Here is a 25,827-nt window from a genome sequence, read left to right as displayed (position 1 = left end):
TCAGCGGCGGCGCGCCACGTCAGCCCTGCTTCACTTGACGATGTTGCCGATCTCCGGGGCGGGCTCGTTCTTGTAGTTGGCCGGGCCGAAGTTCGCCTTCACGGCCTCGTCCCAGGCCTTGTCCTGGACCATCTTCTCGAGGGCGGCGTTGATCTTGTCGACCATCTCCTTGTCGCCCTTCTTGACGCCGATGCCGTAGTTCTCGTTGCTCAGCTTGAGGCCGGCGAGCTTGAACTTGCCCTTGTACTGCTCCTGCGAGGCATAGCCCGCGAGGATCGAGTCGTCCGTGGTCAGCGCGTCGACCTGGCCGCTCTGGAGGGCGCTGAGGCACTGCGAGTACGTCGGGTACTGCCTGAGCTGGGCCTTCGGCGCGAAGTCCTTCTTCACGTTCTGCGCGGACGTGGAACCGGTGACCGAGCAGAGCTTCTTGCCGTTGAGGTCGTCGCCCTTGGCGATGTTGTCGTCGGCGCGGATCAGCAGGTCCTGGTGGGCGAGCAGGTACGGGCCGGCGAAGTCGACCTTCTGCTTGCGCTCGTCGGTGATCGAGTACGTGGCGGCGATGAAGTCCACGTCGCCGCGGGCAAGCGCGGTCTCGCGGTCGGCGCTCTTCGTCTCCTTGAACTCGATGTCACCCTCGTCGTAGCCGAGCTCCTTGGCGACATAGGTGGCGACGTCGACGTCGAAGCCGGTGAACTTGCCGTCAGGGGTCTTCAGGCCGAGGCCCGGCTGGTCGTACTTGATGCCGACCGTAATCTTCTCGCCGCCGCCCTCGGTGGAGCCGCTGCCGCTGTCCTTGCCGCTGTCGGAGCCGCAGGCCGTGGCCGACAGGGCGAGCGCGAGGACGGTGGCCGAAGCGGCGGTGACCTTACGAAGCTTCATGATGGTGACTTCCCTAGAGTTGACGCGAGGTATTGGAAACAGACGCGATGTGCTGGATCGACTGATCCAGGACTCAGTGGTGAAGGATCTTCGACAGGAAGTCCTTGGCCCGGTCGCTGCGCGGGTTGCTGAAGAATTCCTCGGGCGATGCCTCTTCCACGATCTTGCCGTCGGCCATGAATACGACCCGGTTCGCGGCCGAGCGGGCGAAGCCCATCTCATGTGTGACGACCACCATTGTCATCCCGTCACGTGCCAACTGCTGCATGACCTCGAGAACCTCGTTGATCATCTCGGGGTCGAGCGCCGACGTCGGCTCGTCGAAGAGCATCACTTTCGGGTCCATCGCCAGCGCACGCGCGATCGCCACACGCTGCTGCTGGCCACCGGAGAGCTGCGCCGGGTACTTGTCGGCCTGCGCACCGACGCCCACTCGGTCCAGCAGGGCCCGCGCCTTGGTCTCCGCCGCCTTCTTGTCGGCCTTGCGCACCTTGATCTGGCCCAGCGTCACGTTCTCCAGCACGGTCTTGTGCGCGAAGAGGTTGAACGACTGGAAGACCATGCCCACGTCGGCGCGCAGCCGGGCGAGCTCCTTGCCCTCGTGCGGCAGCGGCTTGCCGTCGATCGAGATCGCGCCGGAGTCGATCGTCTCCAGGCGGTTGATGGTGCGGCACAGCGTGGACTTTCCGGACCCGGAGGGTCCGATGACGACCACGACCTCGCCCCTGGCGATGGTCAGGTCGATGTCCTGGAGCACATGCAGCGCGCCGAAGTGCTTGTTCACGTTGCTCAGCACGACCAGATCGGCCGTGGGCACCGCGTCCTCGGCGTCCTTGGTCACTGACACTCCGCTCATCGGCTTCTTGCTCCGTCCTCCTCGGTTGGGAGGACCCTAGTCACCCACCGCGACCAGCGTCATTACATCTGAGGGGAAATTGAGCATAACGATCCGGCCTCATCCGGACACTATGCGTGAACAGGGTGGTCCACTGCGATACCGGGTGGATAACGGAACCGTTCGGCACGCGGAAGCCTCTTGACTGTGCGCCGCGATATCCGCGTTGATGCCCTGTGGTGTGTCGCGAACCATTCGTACAACACCGCACGACCAACACCACACGACCGTGCCACGAACACCACACGACCGGAGGGGGCCATGAGGCTGCTGCTCGTCGAGGACGACGACCATGTCGCCGCCGCCCTGTCGGCGGTGCTCGCCAGGCACGGCTTCGAGGTGGTCCATGCCCGCAACGGCGAGGAAGCCCTCCGTGCCGTCCTGCCCGCCACCGACCCGGCCAAGCCGCCCTTCGGGGTCGTCCTCCTGGACCTCGGCCTGCCTGATCAGGACGGCTATCAGGTCTGCGGCAAGCTCAGGAAGCTCACCTCCACGCCCGTGATCATGGTGACCGCGCGCTCGGACGTCCGCTCCCGCATCCACGGACTCAACCTCGGCGCCGACGACTATGTGGTCAAGCCGTACGACACGGGGGAACTGCTCGCCCGGATCCACGCGGTCAGCCGGCGCACCGTCCCCGGTGAGGACGCCGGTGCGCCCGCCGCCGACGAGGCGCTGCGGCTCGGGCCGGTCACCATCGAGCTGCCCACCCGCAGGGTCAGTGTCGACGGGGCGGACGTGCAGCTCACGCGCAAGGAGTTCGACCTGCTGGCGCTGCTCGCCCAGCGCCCGGGAGTGGTCTTCCGGCGTGAGCAGATCATCAGCGAGGTGTGGCGGACCAGCTGGGAGGGCACCGGCCGCACGCTCGAGGTGCATGTGGCGTCGCTGCGCTCGAAGCTCCGGATGCCGGCCCTGATCGAGACCGTGCGGGGCGTCGGCTACCGGCTCGTCGCGCCCGCCGGGGCGTAGGGCCCCTCGCTCCGGTGCGTACCCGACTCCTTCCGCTCCTCATCGTGCTCATGGCCGGTGTGCTGCTGGCGCTCGGCTTTCCGCTGGCCGTGAGCGTCGCGGCGGCGCAGCAGCAGAGCGTCGTCGTCGACCGGATCGACGACACCGTGCGTTTCGCGGCGCTGGCCCAGTTCGTCACCGACCAGGGCTCCGCCCCGGACGAGCGGCGGTCCACGCTGCAGGAGCAGCTCGACCGGTACCACGACACGTACGGGATCAAGGCGGGCGTCTTCTACCGCAGCGGCAACTCCATGGCCCGCGCCCCGCACGACTGGTACGTGCCGGGCGAGGGCGAGGGTCGCGAGGCGTTCCAGGAGGCGCTCACCGGCCGGCGCAGCGACGACCCGCCGCAGGTGTGGCCCTGGCAGCGCGGCGAACGGCTCGTCGTCGCCTCGCCCGTCGTACGGGACGGGGACGTCGTCGCCGTCGTGTTCACCGACTCGCCCACCGACCAACTGCGCTCGCGGGTCCTGCGCGGCTGGCTGCTTATCGTCGCCGGTGAGTCCGCCGCGATGCTCGTCGCCGTCGGCGCGGCCTTCCGGCTGACCGGGTGGGTGCTGCGGCCCGTACGGATCCTGGACGCCGCCACCCACGACATCGCGACCGGCCGGATGAACTCGCGGGTCGCCGCCGCCGGGGGGCCGCCGGAACTCAGACGGCTGGCGCGCTCGTTCAACGAGATGGCCGACAACGTCGAGGAAGTCCTCGAACAGCAGCGGGCCTTCGTCGCGGACGCCTCCCACCAGCTGCGCAACCCGCTCGCCGCCCTCCTGCTGCGCATCGAACTGCTCGCCCTCGAACTCCCCGAGGGCAATCCCGAGATCGCCTCCGTCCGCACCGAGGGCAAACGCCTCGCCCAGGTCCTCGACGACCTGCTGGACCTGGCGCTCGCCGAGCACGCCTCCGCGGAGCTCCAGCTCACCGACATCGGCGAGCTGACCGCCGAGCGGGTGGCCGCCTGGCGGCCGCTCGCCGACGAGAAGCGGGTGGTGCTGTCCTACGAGACAGGGGCTGTCACCGCCTGGGCGGATCCGGTGGCGCTCTCCAGCGCGCTCGACGCGGTGATCGACAACGCCCTGAAGTTCACCCCTCAGGGCGAGGAGGTCACCGTCGAGGTCGCGGCACAGGGCAACACGTCGACCATCCTGATCACCGACCGTGGCCCGGGCCTGACCGATGAGGAGCTCTCCCGGATCGGCGACCGCTTCTGGCGCAGCGGCCGTCACCAGAACGTGAAGGGCTCCGGCCTCGGCCTGTCCATCTCGAGGGCGCTGCTGGCAGCCGGCGGCGGGTCCATCGCGTACGCGCACCACGAGCCGCACGGCCTGATGGTGACGCTCACGCTGCCGCGGACCCACGCGGAGGACGCCTGAAACCACCGGGTCAACGGCAGCAGCGGACAAGTCCCTGGCGCCGCTGCTACGGCTTGACCGAGCGGTAGTAGCGCCGTGCGCCTTCGTGCAGCGGCAGCGGGTCGGTGTAGACGGCCGTCCGCAGGTCGACGAGCTGGGCGGGGTGCACGGTGTTCCCGATGCGGTCCCGGCTCCTGATCACCGTGCGGGTGAAGCTTTCCGTCTGCGCCGCGCTCATCCGGTCCGTGGTGACCAGCAGGTTGGCCACCGCGATGGTCTCGACGGGCAGCCCGCCCTGGGCCTGCGGGTAGGCGTCGGCCGGCATTTCGGCGGAGCGGTAGTAGCTGGTCGGATCGCCCGACGCATGGAGCTTCGAGACCAGTCCCGGCTCCAGCGCGACCAGCCGGACCGGGAAGCGCTCCGACAGCTTCTGCACCGTGTTGGTGGGCAGTCCGCCGGACCAGAAGAACGCGTCGATGTGGCCCTTCTCCAACTGGCCCGGGGCGACGTTGATGCCCGACGGGCGTGCGGTGATGTCCTGCGCGGGATCGATCCCGGCGCCTTTCATCAGCCGGTCGGCGACCAGCCGGATGCCCGAGCCGTCCTGCCCGACGCCGACCACCTTGCCGCGCAGGTCGGCCACCGACCTGACCGGCGAGTCCCGGGGCACCACGAGCTGGACGTAGTCGTCGTACAGCCGGGCGCAGCCCCGCAGCCGGGCGGCGCCCGGCTGCCCTTCCCGCTTGTACTTCGCGACTGCGTCGGCGGTGGCGATGGTGAAGTCGGCCTCCCCGGACGCCACCCGCTCGAGGTTCTGCTGGGACCCTTCGCTGGTACGCAGGTCTATCGCCACGTCCGGCATGTCACGGGCCAGCGCGTCCTTCAGCAGCACGCCGTAGCGCTGGTAGACACCGCTGTGCGACCCCGTGCTCAGCGTCAGCTTCCCGCTCGGCGACGACTGGCCGAACGGCATCAGCCACCACAGCATCAGCCCGAGGACCACCAGGGCAGCGGCGGCGCCCTGAAGGGCGCGGCGGCGGCCGAGGCGGGAGAAGAAGGGAAGTGCCGGGAGCATGGCGCGATCCTGCCAGCTCACTCCTGGTGATGGCCAGGCCCGGCCTTGCCGGAGGAGGGGTCGCGCTGTCGGTGCGACCCCGTACCCTGGTGGGCGCGATGAGTGCGAAAACTTACGAGGTGCGCACCTACGGGTGCCAGATGAACGTCCACGACTCCGAGCGTCTGTCGGGCCTGCTGGAGGACGCGGGGTACGTACGCGCGCCCGAAGGCGCCGACGGTGACGCCGATGTCGTCGTCTTCAACACCTGCGCGGTGCGGGAGAACGCGGACAACAAGCTCTACGGCAATCTCGGCCGGCTCGCCCCGATGAAGTCGCGGCGCCCCGGGATGCAGATCGCCGTGGGCGGCTGCCTGGCGCAGAAGGACCGCGAGACCATCGTCACCAAGGCGCCGTGGGTCGACGTCGTCTTCGGTACGCACAACATCGGGAAGCTTCCGGTGCTCCTCGAGCGCGCCCGTGTCCAGGAAGAGGCACAGGTCGAGATCGCGGAATCGCTCGAGGCGTTCCCCTCCACGCTGCCCACGCGCCGCGAGTCGGCGTACGCGGCGTGGGTCTCCATCTCCGTCGGCTGCAACAACACCTGCACCTTCTGCATCGTGCCCGCGCTGCGCGGCAAGGAGAAGGACCGCCGGCCCGGTGACATCCTCGCCGAGATCGAGGCACTCGTCGCGGAGGGCGTCAGCGAGATCACCCTGCTCGGCCAGAACGTCAACGCCTACGGGTCCGACATCGGCGACCGCGAGGCCTTCAGCAAGCTGCTGCGTGCCTGCGGGACCGTCGAAGGACTCGAGCGGGTCCGGTTCACCTCGCCCCACCCGCGCGACTTCACGGACGACGTGATCGCCGCCATGGCCGAGACGCCGAACGTGATGCCGCAGCTGCACATGCCGCTGCAGTCGGGATCGGACACGATCCTCAAGGCGATGCGCCGCTCGTACCGGCAGGAGCGCTTCCTCGGCATCATCGAGAAGGTCCGCGCGGCCATTCCGCACGCCGCCATCTCCACCGACATCATCGTGGGCTTCCCCGGAGAGACCGAGGAGGACTTCGAGCAGACCATGCACACCGTGCGCGAGGCCCGCTTCGCCAACGCCTTCACCTTCCAGTACTCCAAGCGCCCCGGGACCCCGGCGGCGACCATGGACGGTCAGATCCTTAAGGAGGTCGTCCAGGAGCGGTACATGCGCCTGGTCGCCCTCCAGGAGGAGATCTCCTGGGAGGAGAACAAGAAGCAGGTCGGCCGCACGCTCGAGGTGATGGTCGCCGAAGGCGAGGGCCGCAAGGACGGAGCCACCCACCGGCTCTCCGGCCGTGCCCCCGACAACCGCCTCGTCCACTTCACCAAGCCGGACGCCGAAGTGCGTCCCGGCGACGTGGTCACCGTCGAGATCACCTACGCCGCTCCGCACCACCTCCTGGCGGAGGGCGCGGTGACATCGGTGCGCCGCACCCGCTCTGGAGACGCCTGGGAGAAGCGCAACGGGGCGGAGGCCGCGAAGCCGGCCGGTGTGATGCTGGGCCTGCCCTCGCTGGGCGTCCCCGCGCCGCTGCCGCCGGCGACGGGCGGTTGCGCGGCCGGCTGAAGAACGCCGCAGGGGGTCGGCGCCGGCCTCGCCGGTCGACGGCGTGGCACGGGTCCGGGCGCCCGGGCCCGGCAGGTGCCCGACTCGCGCACCACGCCGACTAGGCTGCGGATCATGCTCGTAGCCGCCGCCGTGTGTCCGTGCCCGCCGCTTCTCGTCCCCGAGGTCGCCTCCGGGGCCGCGCCCGAACTGGACGCGACCCGCGCCGCGTGCGCCGACGCCGTGGCCGTCCTCGCCGCAGCGGAACCGGACCGGCTGATCGTGGTGGGACCCGCGGAGCACGATCGGCGCGGACCGCACGCCGCCGGCACTACCGGCTCCTTCCGGGAGTTCGGCGTGGAACTCGACGTCCGGCTCGGCGACGGCCCCGGGCAGGAGCGGACACTGCCGCCTTCACTCGCCGTCGGCGCCTGGCTTCTCGCCCGTGCCGACTGGGCGGCCGCTCCGGTCGAAGGCCTCGGGGTCGGCGAACCCCTCGACGGGCACCGGTGCATGACGGCCGGGAAGGAACTCGCCGCCCGCGCCGGGCGGGTCGCGCTTCTGGTGATGGGCGACGGCAGTGCCTGCCGCACGCTCAAGGCGCCCGGCTACCTCGACGAGCGGGCCGCGGACTTCGACCGGCGGGCCGCCGACGCCCTCGGCGCGGCCGACATCGAAGGGCTCAGAGAGCTCGACGAGTCGATGGCCCGCGAGCTCAAGGTGTCGGGCCGCGCGCCGTGGCAGGTCCTCGCCGGAGCCGCGCAGGGCGCGGGGCTCACGGGCCGGCTGTTCCACGAGAGTGATCCGTACGGTGTCGGCTACTTCGTCGCTGCATGGTCCCAAGCCTGAGGCCCGGGACTCACCGGGAGAGGGTCTCCGGAACGCGCGAGGGCGGCGGCGGAGCCTGTGCTCCACCGCCGCCCTCCGCCGAACCGGCCCGGTGACCCTCAGGCCGCCGGCGGTGTCGTCCCGCCGTCGTCCTTGTGCGCGATGCGGCCGAGGGCCTGCTTCGCCTTCCCGGTACCCGTTTCGATCTTGTTGCTGTACTTGCCCTTGGTCGTGTCGTCGACCTTCTTGGCAGCTTTCTCCAGCGTCTGCCCGATCCTGCCCTCGTGCTGCTGGGCAAGGCCGGAGACCTTGTCCTTCGCGGGGCCGAGCTTGGTCTTCAGGTTGTCCAGGAAGCCCATGGGGCACCTTCCCTCGTCGCGGCTGCTACGTGCGGGCGCCTTCGCCGGCCTCGCTGTCCGCCGCCTCCCCGGCCGATTGCTGCCTCGGGATCTCCACCGCCGCGGCCGTGGTGTCTCCGTCGACGGGAGGGACCGCGGTCTCGGCGGCGGCATCGGTGGATCCGGTGGCTTCGACGGCCGGGGCCACCTCTTCCGCCGGCTCCGCCGCAACCGAGGCCTCGGCCGTGCCGTCGCTCACCTCGGACCGCCCGGACTCCTCCGACTCACCGGACTCCTCGGCGGGAGTTCCGACCGCTGCCTTCGGTGCCGACGCCTCCTCGGCCGTTGCGGGCTTACGGCGAAACCATGAGAAAACACCCATATCTACTCCATACCCTACTCGTGCGGGCGAAGTTCCGCGCCGCCCGGAGCGCCGTCTTGCGTCACGCGCGGGCGCCGGTCCGAAAACCGGCGTTCGGAACCTCGCAACAGGCAACGACCCCGAGTCGCCGCCGTCACCTCGCTCGTTCGGGGACACGCCCCAGGGTTTGCGAGACTGGGGCGGTGAGAAGTGCAGCTCCCGCCCCGCGGGTCATCGCCGTCGTCGGTCCCACCGCAGCCGGAAAGTCCGATCTGGGGGTGTTCCTCGCCCGGCAACTGAACGGTGAGGTCGTCAACGCGGACTCCATGCAGCTCTATCGGGGGATGGACATCGGCACCGCCAAGCTGACGACCGAAGAACGCGGCGGAGTGCCGCACCGGCTCCTCGACATCTGGGACGTCACCCAGGCCGCGAGCGTCGCCGAGTACCAGAGACTGGCGAGGGCGGAGATCGACCGACTGCTCGCCGAGGGCCGGACCCCGGTGCTCGTCGGAGGCTCCGGGCTCTATGTGCGCGGTGCGATCGACGCCCTCGAGTTCCCAGGCACCGACCCGAAGGTACGGGCGCGCCTGGAGGAGGAGCTGACGGTGCGCGGACCCGGTGCCCTGCACGCCAGGCTGGCCGCCGCCGACCCCGAGGCGGGCCGGGCGATCCTTCCGAGCAACGGCCGCAGGATCGTCAGGGCGCTCGAGGTCATCGAGATCACCGGCAAGCCCTTCACGGCCAACCTGCCCGGCCATGACGCCGTCTACGACACCGTCCAGATCGGCGTCGACGTGGCACGGCCCGAGCTCGACGAGCGCATTGCCGTGCGTGTGGACCGGATGTGGGGGGCGGGCCTCGTCGACGAGGTGCGCGCACTCGAGGCGCTGGGGCTCAGGGAAGGACGCACGGCATCGCGGGCGCTCGGCTACCAGCAGGTGCTGACGGCGCTCGCCGGAGACTGCAGCGAACAGGAGGCGCGCGACGAGACCGTGCGCGCCACCAAACGCTTCGCGCGCCGCCAGGACTCGTGGTTCCGGCGCGACCCGAGGGTGCACTGGCTGAGCGGTGCCGCCGCGGACAGGACGGAACTTCCGCACCGTGCGCTGGCGTTGATCGAACGAGCGGTCACAGCCTGATCACGTGATGGCATCGGGACGCTCCGGCCGTCATTCAGGCCCGTAGGACCGTGCCATCATCGAGCATCGATCGACAGTTGAGTCCGAGTTGGGAGGGCGCGTGGCGATGGAGGCCGGCCCTCGCGACACGGAACAGCAACGACGGGATGCGGCGGACGGCGCGTCCGGTCTCAGCCCGGACGGGCCCGACGAGCAGGATGTGCTCGCCGACGAGGTCGAGGTCGAGCTGCGTCCGCAGCGGCGGCTCAGGATCTGGCAGCTCGCCCCCATCGTCGTCCTCGCCGCCCTCGGCTCGCTGATGTTCGCCTTCCCGCTCGCCTTCGGTACGGGCGACGGGGGAGCAGTCGTGGCCATGCTCGGGCTGCTGCTCAGCTGCTGCGCCGCCGGCTGGGGTGTGATGGCGGCGCGCCGTGTCGGCCACACGTGGCCGGGCCTCCCGTCGCGCGGTTCGGGCGAGCGCCCCGACTGGCGTGTGATCGCCCTGTACGTGGGCGTCGCCGCGGTGCTCGTCGCACTCGCCGTGTGGCGTGTGGCACGACTGAGGTGACCGGCTCCGGCCGTTGTCGGACCGTCCTCGTACGATGGAGCACGTGAGCACCTCGCAGACGTCGCCCCTTCCCTTCCTCAAGGGTCACGGGACCGAGAACGACTTCGTGATCGTCCCGGATCCCGACAACGCCCTGGACCTGCCCCGTCCGCCGTCGCCCGGCTGTGCGACCGCCGGGCCGGTATCGGTGGCGACGGGCTGCTGCGCGTGGTGCGCTCGACCGCCCACCCCGAGGCGCGGGACATGGCCGACGAGGCCGAGTGGTTCATGGACTACCGCAACGCGGACGGTTCGATCGCCGAGATGTGCGGCAACGGCGTCCGGGTCTTCGCCCGGTATCTCCAGCACGCGGGCCACATCGACGCCGGGGACGTTTTCGTCGCGACCCGCGGCGGTATCAAGAAGGTCCACCTCGCCAAGGCGGCTCCCGGGAGCGGTGGCGCCGACATCACGGTCTCCATGGGCCGGGCCGTGCTGCCCGAGGACGGCGTCACCGTGTCCGTCGGCGGCCGCAGCTGGCCGGCGAGGAACGTGAACATGGGCAACCCGCACGCGGTCGCCTTCGTCGAGGAGCTGGACCACGCGGGCGACCTGCTGACAGTGCCTCCGTTCGCCCCGGCGTCCCTCTACCCCGACGGGGTCAACGTGGAGTTCGTCGTCGACCGCGGTGAGCGCCATGTGGCGATGCGGGTCCATGAGCGCGGCTCCGGTGAGACCCGCTCGTGCGGCACCGGCGCCTGCGCCGTCGCCGTGGCCGCGGCGCGCCGTGACGGTCTGGACCCGGCAGCCACCGGCGCTCCCGTCACGTACACGGTGGATCTGCCCGGTGGCCGGCTCCTTGTCACCGAGCGGCCCGACGGGGAGATCGAGATGACCGGCGCCGCCGTGATCGTCGCCGAGGGTGTGATCGACCCCGGTTTCCTCGAAACCGTGACCGCCTAGGGCTTCGCTCGAATGGGTGATCCGTTTCACGCTGGGCGAGAGCTGGACTGCGCCACGTGGTGGGCTCGGTAGCATCAAGCACCGGCCCGGAGGCATGCCAGTTCTCCGTACCGCCGGTCGAAGCTGCCGGAGGTGCCCATGAGCGCAGAGGCCACCAACCCAGGTGCCCACAGCCGCAGGCGCGGCCGTCCCCGGATCGACCTGCGCAGGCTGGGCCGCGCCGCTCTGCTGGGTCCCACGGGCCGTGACCGGCTCCCCGACGCGATCGGCCATGTCGTGGACGCGCACCGGGCCCACTACCCCGACGCCGACCTCGCCACACTGCACAAGGCATACGTACTGGCGGAGTCGTCCCACCGCGGGCAGTTCCGCAAGAGCGGCGAGCCGTACATCACCCACCCGCTCGCCGTGACGTTGATCCTGGCCGAACTGGGTGCGGAGACAACGACTCTGACGGCCTCTCTGCTGCATGACACCGTCGAAGACACCGAGGTGACGCTCGATCAGGTGAGATCCGAGTTCGGCACCGAGGTCGGCTATCTCGTCGACGGCGTCACCAAGCTGGAGAAGGTCGACTACGGCGCCGCAGCCGAGCCGGAGACCTTCCGGAAGATGCTCGTTGCGACGGGCAACGACGTCCGGGTGATGTCGATCAAACTGGCCGACCGACTGCACAACATGCGCACCCTCGGGGTGATGCGACCCGAGAAACAGGCGCGGATCGCCAAGGTCACCCGCGACGTGCTGATCCCGCTCGCCGAACGGCTCGGTGTGCAGGCACTCAAGACGGAACTGGAAGACCTGGTCTTCGCGATCCTGCACCCCGAGGAGTACGAGCGGACCCGGGCGCTCATCGCCGAGAACTCCACCGCGTGCACCGCGCTCGCCGCCATCGCGGACGACTTCCGCGCAGCGTTGCGTGAGGCCGGTATCAGCGCCGAAGTGCTCATCAGACCGCGGCACTTCGTCTCCGTCCACCGGGTCTGCCTGAAGCGGTCGCAGCTGCGCAGCACGGACTTCGGCCGGCTGCTGATCCTCGTCGGGGAGGACGCCGACTGCTACGCCGTCCTCGGTGAACTGCACACCTGCTTCACGCCGGTGATCTCCGAGTTCAAGGACTTCATCGCGGCCCCCAAGTTCAACCTGTACCAGTCCCTGCACACCGCCGTCGCAGGTCCCGACGGAGCGGTCGCCGAAGTCCTCATCCGCACGCACCAGATGCACAAGGTCGCAGAGGCGGGTGTGGTCGCCCTGGGCAACCCGTACGTACCCGTGGAGGGGGCCGAGCCGGCGGACGGTGAGCGGGCGGACCCGACCAGGCCCGGATGGCTCTCCCGGCTCCTGGCGTGGCAGGAGTCCACTCCGGACCCGGACACCTTCTGGACCTCCCTGCGCGCGGACCTGGCGCAGGACGGGGAGATCACCGTCTTCGGGGCCGACGGCCGGGCCCTCGGACTGCCGGCGGGCGCGAGCTGCGTGGACGCCGCCTACGCCCAGTACGGCGAGGAGGCACACACCTGTATCGGGGCGCGCGTCAACGGCCGGCTGGCGACGCTCAGCACGGTCCTCGGCGACGGCGACACCGTGCACGTCCTGCTGGCACAGGACAGTGCCTCCGGCCCCTCGCCCCAGTGGCTCGAGCACGCCCGCACCCCCGCCGCCCGCATCGCCATCACCAGCTGGCTCGACGCACATCCGCAGGGGGCCGCGGCACCCGCCACCGCTCCCCGCCGGCCCGCCCCGCTTCCCGCCGGCCGGCCGGCCTCTGCGAACGCCGTGGTGGACCTCCCCGACGCCACGGTCCGGCTGGCCGGCTGCTGCACACCGGTGCCGCCGGACGCGGTCACCGGTTTCCCCGTGCGCGGCGGAGCCGTGACCGTCCACCGGCAGGAGTGCCCCGCAGTGGCGCGAATGACCGACGTGGGGCGTGAGCCGGTGCCGGTGCGCTGGGGCGACGCGGCCGAGTGCCGGGTCACCCTGGTCGCGGAGTCGTTCGGCCGTCCCCGCCTTCTCGCGGACCTCACGGAAGTCATCGCGGGAGAGGGGGCCGCGATCGTCTCGGCCACCGTGGAGCCGCCGACGCAGCAGCGGGTACGGCACACGTACACACTCCAGCTTCCCGACGCGGCGGGACTACCGGCCCTCATGCGCGCGATGCGGGACGTTCCCGGCGTGTACGACGTCAGCCGGACCCAGCATCCGGCGGCCACCGCCTGACCCCGTTCGGGTGGGCACGTCACTGTGTGTCGCGTGCCGACACTGTCCGTGCGGGGGTCGCTGGTAGCGGTAGGGCATGCTGCACACCTCCCGGCGCCGTCTGCGTGCCGCCCTGCTGGCCGCCGCTTCGGCCACCCTCGTCGCCGCCACCCTGCCGTCGCCGGAACCGCTCGGAATCGGGGACCGGCTCTTCCCCGAGCTGGGCAATCCCGGCTACGACGTACTCGAGTACGACATCTCGCTCACCTACGAGGGCCGCAACGACAAGCCCCTCGACGCCGTCACCAAGATCGACGCATGGTCGACCCGGAGGCTCGACCGCGTCAACCTCGACTTCACCCACGGTGAGGTCAGCTCGGTCATGGTGAACGACACCCCGGCCGACTTCGCCGGCGCCGGCGAGGACCTCGTCATCGACCCGCCCGCGACCATTCCCGAGGGGTCGCGGATGCAGATCACGGTGACTCACACGAGTGATCCGCGTGGACCCAAGGACGCCGGCGGCTGGGTGCGTTCCGGCGACGGCCTGGTGATGGCCAACCAGGCAAACGCCGCGCACCGGGTCTTCCCGTCCAACGACCATCCCTCCGACAAGGCGTACTTCACCTTCCGGGTCACCGCGCCGCGGGACATCACGGTGGTCGCCAACGGGCGCCGCGTCGCCAGGGCAACGACCGACAAGCAGACCTCATGGGTCTACCGCACCGGTCACCCCATGGCCACCGAGCTGGCCCAGGTCTCACTCGGCCGCTCGACGGTCGTCGAGCGGAAGGGGCCGCACGCTCTGCCCGTGCGCGACGTCGTGCCCACCGCCGACCGCGAGGAGCTGGAGCGCTGGCTGAAGAAGACGCCGGACCACCTGGAGTGGATGGAGGAGAAGGTCGGCCGCTACCCCTTCGAGACGTACGGCGTGCTGGTCGCCGACGCGGACACGGGCTTCCAGCTGGAGACGCAGACCCTGTCGCTGTTCGAGCGCTCCCTCTTCACCTCGGACGCCTTCCCGGAGTGGTACGTCGACTCGATCATGGTCCACGAACTGGCCCACCAGTGGTTCGGCAACAGCGTCTCGCCGCGCACATGGTCGGACCTCTGGCTGAACGAGGGCCACGCCAGCTGGTACGAGGCGTTGTACGCGCAGGAGAAGGCCGAGGTGCCGCTGGAGACCCGGATGCGTGAGGCCTACGCGCGCTCCGACGCCTGGCGTGCCACCGGCGGGCCGCCCGCCGCGCCCGCCGCCCCCGCCCCGGGCCAGAAACTGAGTCTCTTCCGGCCCGTCGTGTACGACGGCAGCGCGCTGGTCCTCTACGCGCTGCGGCAGGAGATCGGCACGGCCCCTTCGAGCGCCTGGAGCGGCGATGGGTCACGGAGCACCGGGACGCCACCGCGACCACAGAGGACTTCACGCGGCTCGCGTCGGCCGTCGCGGGGCGTGACCTGTCGGCGTTCTTCCAGGCGTGGCTGTACGGCAAGAAGACCCCGCCGATGCCGGGGCACCCGGACTGGCGCAGCCAGGCCGCAGCGGAGAGTCGTGCAACGGCGGCCGGGGAAACGCAAGGGGCGTTGAAATCGGGGTGACGCTCCCGCTACGCCCGTGCGACCATCGGCAGGTCGGCGGCGCGGCCTGGACCGGGATCCCCTGGGGAATCTTCCGGGACTGTCACGCGTTGTGACTTGTAACCGAGCACTCCGGCGGTCGCCCGCCGGGAGGGCTCCCACATCGACGTAAGGATCCAATGACCTCCTCTTCATCCACTTCCCAGGAACAGCAGAGCTTGGCTGACACGCGCACCGAGAGCCTTCGGGCCGATGCCCTGATGGAAGAGGACGTCGCCTGGAGCTACGAGATCGACACCGAGCGGGACGGCGACCAGTTCGACCGGTCCGAACGTGCGGCGCTACGGCGTGTGGCGGGCCTGTCCACAGAGCTCGAAGACGTCACAGAGGTCGAGTACCGGCAGCTGCGCCTCGAGCGGGTCGTGCTGGTCGGTGTCTGGACCACCGGGACGATGCAGGACGCCGAGAACTCCCTCGCGGAGCTGGCGGCCCTCGCGGAGACTGCCGGCGCACTGGTACTGGACGGCGTCATCCAGCGCCGTGACAAGCCGGACCCGGCCACGTACATCGGCTCGGGCAAGGCACAGGAACTGCGGGACATCGTCCTCGAGTCCGGTGCCGACACCGTCGTCTGCGACGGTGAGCTCAGCCCCGGCCAGCTGATCCAGCTCGAGGACGTCGTCAAGGTCAAGGTGGTCGACCGTACCGCCCTGATCCTCGACATCTTCGCCCAGCACGCCAAGTCCCGAGAGGGTAAGGCGCAGGTGGCGCTGGCGCAGATGCAGTACATGCTGCCCAGGCTCCGAGGCTGGGGTCAGTCGCTCTCCCGGCAGATGGGTGGCGGCGGCGGTGGCGGCATGGCCACGCGTGGTCCCGGTGAGACCAAGATCGAGACGGACCGGCGGCGGATCCGCGAGAAGATGGCGAAGATGCGCCGTGAGATCGCGGAGATGAAGACCGGCCGTGACATCAAGCGTCAGGAGCGCCGCCGTAACCGCGTGCCTTCCGTCGCGATCGCCGGATACACCAACGCCGGCAAGTCGTCCCTGCTCAACCGCCTCACCGGCGCCGGCGTCCTGGTGGAGAACGCACTGTTCGCCACGCTGGACCCGACCGTCCGACGGGCCGAGACGCCGAGCGGCAGGGGTTACACCCTGGCCGACACGGTCGGTTTTGTACGGCACCTTCCGCACCACCTTGTCGAGGCGTTCCGTTCCACGATGGAGGAGGTCGGGGACTCCGACCTGATCCTGCACGTGGTCGACGGATCGCACCCGGCACCGGAGGAGCAGCTGGCTGCCGTGCGCGAGGTGATCCGCGATGTGGGTGCGGTCGACGTGCCCGAGATCGTGGTGATCAACAAGGCGGACGCGGCCGATCCACTGGTGCTGCAGCGGCTGCTGCGCATCGAGCGGCATGCGATCGCGGTGTCGGCGCGGACCGGTGCGGGCATGGCCGAGCTGGTCCAGCTGATCGACGACCAGCTGCCGAGGCCGCAGATCGAGATCGAGGCGCTCGTGCCCTACACCGAGGGCGGCCTCGTCTCGCGGGTGCACGCCGACGGTGAGGTGCTCTCCGAGGAACACACCACGGAAGGAACCCTGCTGAAGGCACGGGTGCACGAGGAGCTGGCCGCGGCCCTCTCTCCGTTCGTGCCTGCCGCGCACTGATCCGGTCCTGCACACGGGACGACCGCTCCCGGACATGCACGACGAAGGCCCGCCCCCGACCGGGGGCGGGCCTTCGTGCACTGCGGACGTCTCCCTGACGACTGCGCCGGGATCGGCCCTGCCGGCGCTAGCGGCCGGCGAACTTCTCGCTCATCATCGCGTAGAGCTGCTGTGCGTCCTGGTCCAGCCGCGGACCCGCCAGCCAGCCTGAAGTGACCGGGCCGATCGAGGTGTTGGAGACCAGCGCGAGTTGGCCGTCGGGCTGCTCCGCGAACCAGCCACCACCGGAGGAACCACCCGTCATGGTGCAGCCGATCCGCCACATCGTCGGCGTGCCGGGGGCGATGGACAGCCGTCCGGGCCGGTCCACGCACTTGTGCATGAGGGCGCCGTCGTAGGGCGGAGCGGCCGGGTATCCCCAGGCGCCCATGGCGCTGATGTTCTTCGCCTCAGGGGCATCGAAGTCGATGTCGAGGGCGACGCCCACCGTCTCCTCGAGGGACTTGGTGCCCTTCTCCGGCTTCACGTGCATCACGGCATAGTCGTACGGAGCGCCCGTGCCACCCGTGGGGCCACCCTCGTCGATCCATCCGGCGGAGGTCGCGACCCAGTCGGCCCAGTAGACGCCGTACGGCGCGACCTCGTGCGGCTGTGCGCTCTCCAGCGCAGCGGGGACTTGCCCTGGTCGTTGTAGGCGGGGACGAAGGCGATGTTGCGGTACCAGCCGCCCGCCTGGCCGGCGTGGACGCAGTGGCCGGCGGTCCACACCATGTTGGACTTCCCGGGGTTCTTCGGGTCCTTGACGACGGTCGCGGAACAGACCATCGAGCCCTCAGGGGCGTCGAAGAACACCTTGCCGACGGGGGCGGCGTTCTTGTGGTACGGCTTCTTCTCCGGCTCGGCCTGTACGGGGCGCGGCTCCGGGTCGGTCACGTCCTGGTCACCGGAGATGTCACCGGCCGCCATGGTCTTGGCGGGTGCCTTGGCCGTCGTCATCCGCTCGGGCTTCCACAGGCCCTCGATCACCGGGTTGACGAAGTCCTTGGCCTCACGCAGCCACTTGTCCTTGTCCCAGTTCTTCCACTCGCCGTTCTTCCACTTGTCCAGGTCGACACCCTGCTCCTTGAGCTTGTCGGCCAGGTCCGCAGGGAGCGCGGCGCCGCCGTTGTTCGCGGCGGATCCGGAAGCGGCCGGCTTGTCGGCCGAGTTGTCCTCGCTCGGGCCGCAGGCGGTCGCCGTCAGCGCGAGGGCCGAGACAAGACCGGCCGCGGCCAGCAACGGACGTATGGATCGCATGGAACGATTCCCCCTGAATGCTTCGAATCTTCGAGATGTGCGGAAAGTGTTCGCACCGGTACCGCGACGCACGCCCATGCGGCGGCGTCGGATTGGTTGCCATGAGCGTGTCATGGAAAAAGGCGGCCTCCGGGGCCGCCTCGGGGTGCGGCACCACTCTAGGCCGGTGCGCGGTCGATCGGCCGAGCGGGAGCCCCAACTGCACGGAGTCTCCACGAGGATGAAGAACCGCGAGGTGAACAAGGGCCCGGCCGGACGGCCGGACCCCTGCCCGTGTCACTGCGCCCGGGCACCCGTGCGCCCGGATTTGCTACTGCCCCTCGAACTTCTTGCTGACGGCCTTGTAGACGCCCTCGGCCTCCTTGCCGAGACGCGGACCGGCCAGCCAGCCGGCCGTCACCGGGCCGATCGAGGTGTTCGAGACAAGGGCGGGCTTGCCGTTCTGGCCCTGTGCGACCCAGCCGCCGCCGGATGAACCGCCGGTCATGGTGCAGCCGATGCGGTACATCGTCGGCTCCTCGGCCCTGAGCGACAGCCGACCGGGCTTGTCGGCGCACTGGAAGAGCTTCTGGCCGTCGTAGGGCGGGGCTGCCGGGTAGCCGGTGGCCGTCATGTTGTCGATCTTCGGCACCGCGGGGGCGTTGAAGTCGACCGGCAGGGCCGCACCGACCGTCTCCTCGAGGGACTTGCCGGTGCTGCCCTTCTCCGGGGTCACGTGGATGACGGCGAAGTCGTACGCGGCGCCCTGGCCGCCGGTCGCGGCGCCTTGGGAGATCCACTGGTCGGAGGTCTGTGCCCAGTCGCCCCACCAGACACCGTAGGGAGCGATCTCCTCCTTGGGTGCCTTCTCCAGCTCCGCCGTCTCCTTCGCCCCGTCGTTGTACGAGGGGACGAAGGCGATGTTGCGGTACCAGCCGCCGCTCTTGCCGGCGTGCACACAGTGTCCGGCGGTCCACACCATGTTGGACTTGCCGGGGTTGGCCGGGTCCTTCACCACGGTCGCGGAACACACCATCGAGCCCTGCGGGCCGTCGAAGAAGACCTTGCCGGCCTCCGCGGCGCTCGCGTGGTACGGGGCCTTCACGGCCTGGGCGTCGACCGGGGCCGGGGTGGGGTCGGTGACACCCTCGTCGCCGGAGATGTCGTTGTCGACCGGCTTCTCGGGCGGCTGTTCGGCGTCGCGCATCCGGTCGGGGTCCCAGAGGTCCTCGATGATCGGGTTGACGAAGTCCTGGGCCTCACGCAGCCACTTGTCCTTGTCCCAGTTCTTCCACTCGCCGTTCTTCCACTTGTCCAGGTCGATCCCGCGCTCCTTGAGGCGGTCCTTGAGATCGTCCGGAATAGTGATCTTGTCGTCGGCCGGCTGCTCGGCCGACGCGCTCGGCTTGTCGCCGGCGTTGTCCTCGGTCGGGCCGCACGCGGTGGCGGCCAGCGCGAGCACCGCGGCCATGGAGGCCACTGCCAGCGTCGGGCGAATGGGTCGCATCTCTTGATCCCCCTGGGACTTCGGTGCTACTGATCTGAACTGTCGGAAATGTCACGGAACTTATGGAACGAGCAAGCTCCCGCCCGCCGCAGTGGAGTCCGCTGCCGGAAGGCGCCCCCCACTATGCCGGTGCCGATGGGGACGGCGTGCGGCAGGTCCACGGTTCCGACACCGCAAGGATCTTCCGATCGGCCGTGATCCCCGGCCCTCCGTGTCGTTGGTAGGTGCGGGGGACACAAGGACAGCCTTCAGCGCCGGTACGCCGCGCAGGAGTGCCGTACCGATGTGCAACGCAACTGTGACAGCCGGAGGATCAACAGCCGTGGCCGTGACCGAACCCGCTCCGGTGGCGCCGACATCGACCCATGAGGGGATTCTCCGCAGGCAGTCACTCCGTGAGTCGGCGGCCCGTACCTACGCGCGTTCACTGCCCATCGTGCCGGTACGGGCCAGGGGGCTGACGATCGAGGGGGCCGACGGCCGGCGGTACCTCGACTGCCTCTCCGGTGCGGGCACCCTGGCGCTCGGGCACAACCACCCTGTCGTCCTCGAGGCGATCAAGAAGGTTATCGACTCGGGCGCCCCGCTCCATGTGCTCGACCTCGCCACACCCGTCAAGGACGCCTTCACCACGGAACTGTTCGCCACACTGCCGAGGGCGCTGGCAGAGGACGCGCGCATCCAGTTCTGCGGCCCCGCCGGCACGGACGCGGTGGAAGCAGCTCTCAAACTCGTCAGGACCGCGACCGGCCGCAGCGGCCTCCTTGCCTTCACTGGCGCCTACCACGGCATGACGGCAGGCGCGCTCGAAGCATCGGGGGCGCGACGGACGTCAGGGTCACCCGGCTGCCGTTCCCGCACGACTACCGGTGCCCCTTCGGGATCGGCGGCGAGCGTGGTGCTGAACTCGCCGCCCGCTGGACGGAAAGCCTGCTCGACGATCCCAAGAGCGGTGTCCCCGCACCCGCGGGCATGATCCTCGAGCCCGTGCAGGGCGAGGGCGGAGTGATCCCGGCGCCCGACGAGTGGCTGCGGAGGATGCGCGCCATCACGGCCGACCGTTCCATTCCACTGATCGTCGACGAAGTGCAGACCGGTGTGGGACGCACCGGCACCTTCTGGGGTGTCGAGCACAGCGGGATCGTGCCGGACGTGATGGTGCTGTCCAAGGCCATCGGTGGCTCCCTTCCACTGGCCGTCGTCGTGTACCGATCCGGGCTCGACGTCTGGCAGCCCGGAGCCCATGCCGGGACGTTCCGCGGCAACCAGCTCGCCATGGCGGCCGGTGCGGCGACCCTCTCCCATGTGCGGGAGAACCGCCTCGCCGAGCGCGCCGCGACGCTCGGCGCGCGCATGCTGGGGAGTCTCCAGGGACTCGCCGCTGCCCACCCCTGCATCGGAGACGTACGAGGCAGGGGCCTCATGATCGGCGTCGAACTCGTCGACGCCGACTCCGCGGCACCGGACGCGCTGGTACCGCCTCCCTCGCCCCGGCTCGCGGCCGCCGTGCAGCAGGAGTGTCTGCACCGCGGCCTGATCGTCGAACTGGGCGGACGTCATGCCGGTGTCGTACGCCTGCTCCCTCCTCTCACCCTGACCGACGAGCAGGCAGTGGCCGTCCTGGACCGTTTCGCCGACGCCCTGGCCGCCGCAGAGCGCTCCACGCAACGCCGCACCACCAACAGGTAGTCGCACTGAACCCGGACAACGTCACAAGGAAGCCCTCTGTGAACCCCACCCCCGCACCCGATGCGCCCGAGTCCCTCGACGGCCCCGCCGGCCACCACCGCAGCGAAGTCGGCGTGAGCGGCCCGCTCACCATGGAAGCGGCGACGGTGCCACGCCAGGCCGGGCGGTACGACGAGCAGCGCGGCGGGTCGACAGTCGGCACCCCGCCCGCCTGTCCGTCGGAGTCCTCCATCCACCCGGACGCGGGGCAGGACCACCTCGACGACCCCGATCCGCGCCGTGCCGCCGACACGGCGACCGTGGAGAACCTTCTCCGCTGCTGGGTGCGGGAGAACGGCCTGCCCCGGCCCGAGGGAGACGTCCTGCGCGTCCCCCTCGACGCAAGCGGAACCGCGCTGCTGGTCCCCGTCCGCTACTGGTCGGCCACCGGATGGCACCGCTTCGGCCCGCCCACCCTGCAAGGCAGTCCGCACGAAGCTACGCGGGCCGACGCCGTGACCGTCGCCGCGCTCCTCGGCCGCGAAGCCGGTCATGGTGAAGGCACGGACCTTGTGGGCCGCGTCGCCGACTCCGTCCGGCGGACCGCCGACTTCATCGCCGACCGGCGTGCCCGCCCCACTGCCCCGCCCGAGGCGGACCTGTTCCTCACCGCCGAACAGTCGCTGCTGCTCGGCCACCCGCTCCACCCGACGCCCAAGAGCCGTGAAGGACTCTCGGAGTCCGAAGCACGACGCTACTCGCCCGAGTTGTACGGCTCCTTCCCACTGCACTGGATGGCTGTCGACCGGTCCGTCCTCGCCACCGAATCCGCCTGGACCGAGCAGGGCCGCACCGTCACGGCCGACCAGCTGACCGCCCGGCTGGCTGGAGATCTCCCGCTCCCCGGCAACACCGCCGCCCTGCCCCTCCACCCATGGCAGGCGCAGGACGCCAGGCAGCGTCCCGCGGTGGCTGCACTCCTGGACGCGGGCCTGCTGCACGACCTGGGCCCCCGTGGCGACTTCTGGTATCCCACCTCCTCCGTCCGCACCGTGCACCGCCCGGGTGCGCCCGCCATGCTCAAACTCTCCCTCGGACTGCGCATCACCAACTCGCGGCGGGAGAACCTCCGTAAAGAACTGCACCGCGGCGTCGAGGTGCACCGACTGCTCCGTGCCGGCCTCGCCGAGCAGTGGCGCGCCGCGCACCCCGGCTTCGACATCGTGCGCGACCCGGCCTGGCTCGCCGTCGACGCGCCCGAGGCCGAACCCCTGCAAGGGCTCGACGTGATGATCCGTCACAACCCCTTCGGCCCCGGTGACGACGCGGTCTGCGTGGCGGCGCTGACCAACCCCCTGCCCTGGCCCGGGCGGGTGGGCATGCAGTCACGCCTCGCCGCCGTCGTCGAGCGGCTCGCTGCCCACACCGGCCGGCCCGTCACGGCAGTGGCCGCCGAGTGGTTCCTTCGCTACCTGGACCACGTCGTGCGCCCGGTGCTGTGGCTGGACGCCACCGCGGGCATCGCGCTCGAGGCTCATCAACAGAACACGCTCGTTCTCCTCGACCCCCATGGCTGGCCGACCGGCGGCCGTTACCGCGACAACCAGGGCTACTACTTCCGCGAGTCGCACCGCGAGCGGCTCGCCGACCGCCTCCCCGGTATCGGAACCCACAGCGACACCTTCGTGTCCGACGAGGTCACCGACGAACGCTTCGCCTATTACCTCGGCATCAACAACGTGCTGGGGCTGATCGGAGCCTTCGGAGCCCAGGGCCTCGCAGACGAACGTGTCCTCCTCGCCGCCTTCCGGCAGTTCCTCACCTCCGCGGTCGACATGGGATCCCCACTGCCCGGCCGGCTTCTGGATACGCAGACGCTCCGCTGCAAGGCCAACCTGCTCACGCGACTCCACGGGCTCGACGAACTCGTCGGCCCGGTCGACACCCAGTCCGTCTACGTCACCATCACCAACCCCCTCCGATCCTGAGGCACTACGAACCGACCGAACCGCGAGAGGAGAGCGCTGTATTGCCTCCCACCGATGTGCACACCGACAGCGGGCCTGGACCCGGACCCGCGCCCCGGCCGGGAGGGGGCGCGGAGGACACGCTCGACCTGCGGCTGCCGGACGACTTCCTCAGGCTCTTCCGCGGGAACGACGGTGCCGGGCCGCCGACGCAGGCGGGGGTGCCCACACCGGCATCGACGGTGGCACCGGCACCGGCACCGGCATCGACCGTGACTCCGCCGCCGGCATGGGAGTCGGCGCCGCCCGCCGGCCAGACCGCGGCAACGGCTCCCGGTTCAGGCCCGGGCCGGGCAATGGCAGCGCCCCTGGCTCCGGCCGCCGGCGACCTGCTCGACAACCTGGGTGGCTGGGAGCCGGCGGCAACGCCCGTCGGTGTCTTCCGACTCGTCCCCGTGATCGTCCAACGTGATCTCGCGCTGATCAGCGTCTGGATGAACGACCCCGCAGTCGCCGCCTTCTGGGAACTGGCGGGACCCGACTCTGTCACCGCCACTCACCTGCGCGCACAACTCGACGGCGACGGCCGCAGCATCCCCTGCCTCGGCGTCCTCGACGACAAGCCCATGAGCTACTTCGAGATCTACCGGGCCGACCTCGATCCGCTGGCCCGGCACTATCCCGCGCGCCCGCACGACACCGGTATCCATCTGCTCATCGGCGGCGTCGTGGACCGCGGCCGCGGCATCGGGTCCGTCCTCCTTCGAGCCGTATCCGATCTCGTTCTCGACAATCGGCCTCGATGCACCCGCGTCCTCGCCGAACCCGACATGCGCAACACCCCCTCCGTCTCCGCATTTCTCACCTCCGGCTTCCGCTACTCCGCCGAACTCGACCTTCCCGACAAACGAGCCGCCCTGATGGTCCGTGATCGCGCCCTGCGGAACCTGTTGTGAACCACCCGCTGACTTACATACACCGCTCGATCCGCATCGGTTCCACCTGAGGAGTCCCCGTGCCGAAGTCCCCCGCCAGCGACGACTCCATCGACTCCGCCCCCGCCGGCACCGGCTCCACCGATCCCCGGCCCGTCGATGCCACCGGCCCCGATGCCGCCGGTAGCAGCGCCGACACCGATGCGGCCGCGAGCGGCATCGGGACCGGCACTGATGCGACGGCCACCGGCGTCACGGCCCGGCCGCATGCGGTGCCGTTCACGCCACCCGGCCTGACCCGGCAGAACTGGGACCGGGCGGGGGCCCGCCTCCTCGCGAAGATGCTCGGCGAGTTCGCCTACGAAGAGATCATCGAGCCGGTCCCGGTCCCGGACCCGTCGTCCGGAACATCCGGATCCACCGGCGAGGCCCGTCGCTACACCCTCCCCATCGACGCCACAGGCGTGGTCACCTTCCGCGCCCGCCGTGGGGCTTACGGCAGTTGGCGTGTAGATCCCGGCTCCGTCGAATGCGACGGCCGCCCCTTCACCGACCCGCTCGCCTTCCTCGCGCGTGCCAGGGACCCGCTGGGTCTCGACGGAGCGACCCTCGGCCACCTGCTGCGCGAAATGTCCGTCACCCTGAGCAGCGACACCCGGCTCGACGGCACCGCGCTGACCGCCGCCGAGCTCGCGGACCTCGGGTACGCGGAGCTCGAGGGCCACCAGACAGGCCACCCGTGGCTGGTTCTCAACAAGGGCCGGATCGGCTTCTCCGCCGGAGACGCCGCCCAGTGGGCACCAGAGGCCCGCCGCCCCGTACACCTCCCGTGGATAGCGGTGCGGACCGGCCTCGCCGTCTACCGCGGAGTCGCCGGCCTCGACCAGGCCGAGGACCTCTACCGTCGCGAGCTAGACGGGACGACCCGGGGCTTCTTCGCCGACGCCTTGCGCGCCAAGGGACTGGATCCCGCGGCCTACCTGCTCCTCCCGGTGCATCCCTGGCAGTGGGACGAGGTGATCCTGCCCCTGTACGCGCCGGCCGTCGCCGACGGCGACCTCGTGCCCCTCCCCAGCGACGGTGACCTGCGACTGCCCCAGCAGTCCATCCGGACCTTCGTGAACGTCGACCGGCCCGATCGCCACACCGTCAAACTGCCGCTGTCCATCCTTAACACCCTGGTCTGGCGGGGCCTGCCCACAGAGCGAACTCTCGCCGCCCCCGCCGTCACCGCGTGGGTGCACGGGCTGCGTGACGCCGACCCGTTCCTGCGCGACGAGTGCCGGGTCGTCCTGCTGGGCGAGGTCGCCTCCGTCACGGTCGAACATCCGCTGTACGACCACCTGGCAGAGGTGCCGTACCAGTACAAGGAACTGCTGGGAGCCATCTGGCGGGAACCGCTCCCGCCGCGGCTCGAAGCCGGCGAGCGGGCCCGCACTCTCGCATCACTCCTCCACACGGATCCGCAGGGCCGGGCGTTCACGGCCGAGCTGGTCGCCCGGTCGGGGCTCGGCCCGACGGTCTGGCTGCGGCGGCTCTTCGCGGCGCTGCTGCCCCCGCTGCTGCACTTCCTCTACCGCTACGGCACGGTCTTCTCCCCGCACGGCGAGAACGCCATCGTCGTCTACGACGACCACGACATTCCCGTACGCCTCGCGATCAAAGACTTCGTCGACGATGTGAACGTGAGCGCCCGGCCGGTGCCCGAGCACGCGTCCATGCCGGACGACGTCCGGCGGATCCTCCTCACCGAGGATCCTGGCTTCCTCACCCAGTTCATCCACTCGGGTCTTTTCGTGGGCGTCTTCCGCTTTCTCGCCCCGCTCTGCGAGGAGCAACTGAACGTTCCGGAGAAGCAGTTCTTCTCACTCGTCAGGGCGGAGATCCTCCGGTACCAGGCGCGCTTCCCTGAGCTCAAGGAGCGCTACGAGACGTTCGACCTGCTCACTCCCCGTATCGAGCGGCTGTGCCTCAACCGAAATCGGCTGCATCTCGACGGCTACCGGGACCGCCCGAGCGCCCGCACGCCGCCGTCCACGGGACGGTGCCCAACCCTTTGGCGCCGGCCTGATGCTCCGACGCGTGATCCTGTTGTCGGTGGC

16 protein-coding genes and 5 pseudogenes are annotated in these 25,827 nt (G+C 70.2%); 14 read left to right on the top strand and 7 right to left on the bottom strand.

What is annotated here, in order from left to right:
- Positions 1-30 precede the first annotated feature (30 nt).
- Both GLX30_RS09975 and GLX30_RS09970 read right to left on the bottom strand, forming a co-directional pair.
- Positions 31-879: a glutamate ABC transporter substrate-binding protein gene (locus tag GLX30_RS09975; RefSeq protein ID WP_159686213.1), complete on the bottom strand. Its 849-nt coding sequence runs from the start codon at positions 877-879 to the stop codon at positions 31-33.
- Positions 880-952: 73 nt separating this feature from the next.
- A complete protein-coding gene (locus GLX30_RS09970; protein WP_159686208.1) occupies positions 953-1,735 on the bottom strand; it encodes an amino acid ABC transporter ATP-binding protein in 783 nt (260 codons plus the stop codon).
- A 300-nt stretch (positions 1,736-2,035) separates the two neighbouring features.
- On the opposite strand from GLX30_RS09970, the gene GLX30_RS09965 reads away from it, so the two are divergent.
- Together GLX30_RS09965 and GLX30_RS09960 are read left to right on the top strand one after the other, a co-directional pair.
- Positions 2,036-2,743 (top strand): response regulator transcription factor, encoded by a 708-nt coding sequence (locus GLX30_RS09965; protein ID WP_159686203.1) that lies wholly within the window; start codon positions 2,036-2,038, stop codon positions 2,741-2,743.
- A gap of 14 nt (positions 2,744-2,757) precedes the next feature.
- The gene (locus GLX30_RS09960) at positions 2,758-4,155 is read left to right on the top strand and encodes a HAMP domain-containing sensor histidine kinase (protein WP_159686200.1); all 1,398 of its coding nucleotides are present in this window, start codon (positions 2,758-2,760) and stop codon (positions 4,153-4,155) included.
- Between the two features lie 46 nt (positions 4,156-4,201).
- Here GLX30_RS09960 and GLX30_RS09955 read toward each other — a convergent pair whose 3' ends face one another.
- A complete protein-coding gene (locus GLX30_RS09955; RefSeq protein WP_159686197.1) occupies positions 4,202-5,209 on the bottom strand; it encodes a TAXI family TRAP transporter solute-binding subunit in 1,008 nt (335 codons plus the stop codon).
- 98 nt (positions 5,210-5,307) lie between these two features.
- Here GLX30_RS09955 and miaB point away from each other — a divergent pair, with 98 nt between their 5' ends.
- Positions 5,308-6,795, top strand: a complete 1,488-nt coding sequence (gene miaB, locus GLX30_RS09950; protein ID WP_159686194.1) for a tRNA (N6-isopentenyl adenosine(37)-C2)-methylthiotransferase MiaB — start codon at positions 5,308-5,310, stop codon at positions 6,793-6,795.
- 114 nt (positions 6,796-6,909) lie between these two features.
- Positions 6,910-7,623 (top strand): class III extradiol dioxygenase subunit B-like domain-containing protein, encoded by a 714-nt coding sequence (locus GLX30_RS09945; RefSeq protein ID WP_159686191.1) that lies wholly within the window; start codon positions 6,910-6,912, stop codon positions 7,621-7,623.
- Between the two features lie 98 nt (positions 7,624-7,721).
- Here the strand turns inward: GLX30_RS09945 and GLX30_RS09940 are convergent, their stop codons facing one another.
- Together GLX30_RS09940 and GLX30_RS09935 are read right to left on the bottom strand one after the other, a co-directional pair.
- Positions 7,722-7,961 (bottom strand): antitoxin, encoded by a 240-nt coding sequence (locus GLX30_RS09940; protein ID WP_159686188.1) that lies wholly within the window; start codon positions 7,959-7,961, stop codon positions 7,722-7,724.
- 25 nt (positions 7,962-7,986) lie between these two features.
- Positions 7,987-8,322: a hypothetical protein gene (locus GLX30_RS09935; protein ID WP_159686185.1), complete on the bottom strand. Its 336-nt coding sequence runs from the start codon at positions 8,320-8,322 to the stop codon at positions 7,987-7,989.
- A 182-nt stretch (positions 8,323-8,504) separates the two neighbouring features.
- On the opposite strand from GLX30_RS09935, the gene miaA reads away from it, so the two are divergent.
- The 6 genes and pseudogenes from miaA to hflX all read left to right on the top strand — a co-directional run bounded on the left by miaA (position 8,505) and on the right by hflX (position 16,373).
- The gene (gene miaA, locus GLX30_RS09930; RefSeq protein WP_159686182.1) at positions 8,505-9,443 is read left to right on the top strand and encodes a tRNA (adenosine(37)-N6)-dimethylallyltransferase MiaA; all 939 of its coding nucleotides are present in this window, start codon (positions 8,505-8,507) and stop codon (positions 9,441-9,443) included.
- A gap of 106 nt (positions 9,444-9,549) precedes the next feature.
- Complete coding sequence (locus GLX30_RS09925) at positions 9,550-9,990, top strand: hypothetical protein (RefSeq protein WP_159694959.1); 441 nt, start codon at positions 9,550-9,552, stop codon at positions 9,988-9,990.
- 34 nt (positions 9,991-10,024) lie between these two features.
- A pseudogene (gene dapF, locus GLX30_RS09920) lies at positions 10,025-10,932 on the top strand (diaminopimelate epimerase).
- Positions 10,933-11,070: 138 nt separating this feature from the next.
- Positions 11,071-13,149, top strand: coding sequence for an HD domain-containing protein (locus GLX30_RS09915; protein WP_159686179.1), 2,079 nt, complete (start codon positions 11,071-11,073; stop codon positions 13,147-13,149).
- 76 nt (positions 13,150-13,225) lie between these two features.
- Positions 13,226-14,724: pseudogene (locus tag GLX30_RS09910) on the top strand (M1 family metallopeptidase).
- Positions 14,725-14,882: 158 nt separating this feature from the next.
- Positions 14,883-16,373 carry a GTPase HflX gene (gene hflX / locus GLX30_RS09905; protein ID WP_159686176.1) on the top strand — a complete coding sequence of 497 codons (1,491 nt, stop codon included), beginning with the start codon at positions 14,883-14,885 and terminating at the stop codon, positions 16,371-16,373.
- A gap of 127 nt (positions 16,374-16,500) precedes the next feature.
- On the opposite strand, the pseudogene GLX30_RS09900 reads toward hflX, so the two are convergent.
- Positions 16,501-17,669 (bottom strand): annotated as a pseudogene (locus GLX30_RS09900) (hypothetical protein).
- A 310-nt stretch (positions 17,670-17,979) separates the two neighbouring features.
- On the bottom strand, positions 17,980-19,155 hold the full coding sequence (locus GLX30_RS09895) for a hypothetical protein (RefSeq protein ID WP_159686173.1): 1,176 nt from the start codon (positions 19,153-19,155) through the stop codon (positions 17,980-17,982).
- Positions 19,156-19,477: 322 nt separating this feature from the next.
- On the opposite strand from GLX30_RS09895, the pseudogene GLX30_RS09890 reads away from it, so the two are divergent.
- The 4 genes and pseudogenes from GLX30_RS09890 (at position 19,478) to GLX30_RS09875 (ending at position 25,796) form a co-directional block, all read left to right on the top strand.
- A pseudogene (locus GLX30_RS09890) lies at positions 19,478-20,844 on the top strand (diaminobutyrate--2-oxoglutarate transaminase family protein).
- A 38-nt stretch (positions 20,845-20,882) separates the two neighbouring features.
- Positions 20,883-22,811 carry an IucA/IucC family protein gene (locus tag GLX30_RS09885; protein WP_159686170.1) on the top strand — a complete coding sequence of 643 codons (1,929 nt, stop codon included), beginning with the start codon at positions 20,883-20,885 and terminating at the stop codon, positions 22,809-22,811.
- Between the two features lie 56 nt (positions 22,812-22,867).
- Entirely contained in the window at positions 22,868-23,746 is an 879-nt protein-coding gene (locus GLX30_RS09880) for a GNAT family N-acetyltransferase (protein WP_159694958.1), read from the top strand.
- Positions 23,747-23,997: 251 nt separating this feature from the next.
- Positions 23,998-25,796: pseudogene (locus tag GLX30_RS09875) on the top strand (IucA/IucC family siderophore biosynthesis protein).
- Positions 25,797-25,827 lie beyond the last annotated feature (31 nt).

It is taken from the genome of Streptomyces sp. Tu 2975, assembly GCF_009832925.1.
Taxonomy (GTDB): domain Bacteria; phylum Actinomycetota; class Actinomycetes; order Streptomycetales; family Streptomycetaceae; genus Streptomyces.
Note: the sequence above shows the minus strand (reverse complement) of the source record. Positions and strands in the feature narration are given on the sequence as shown.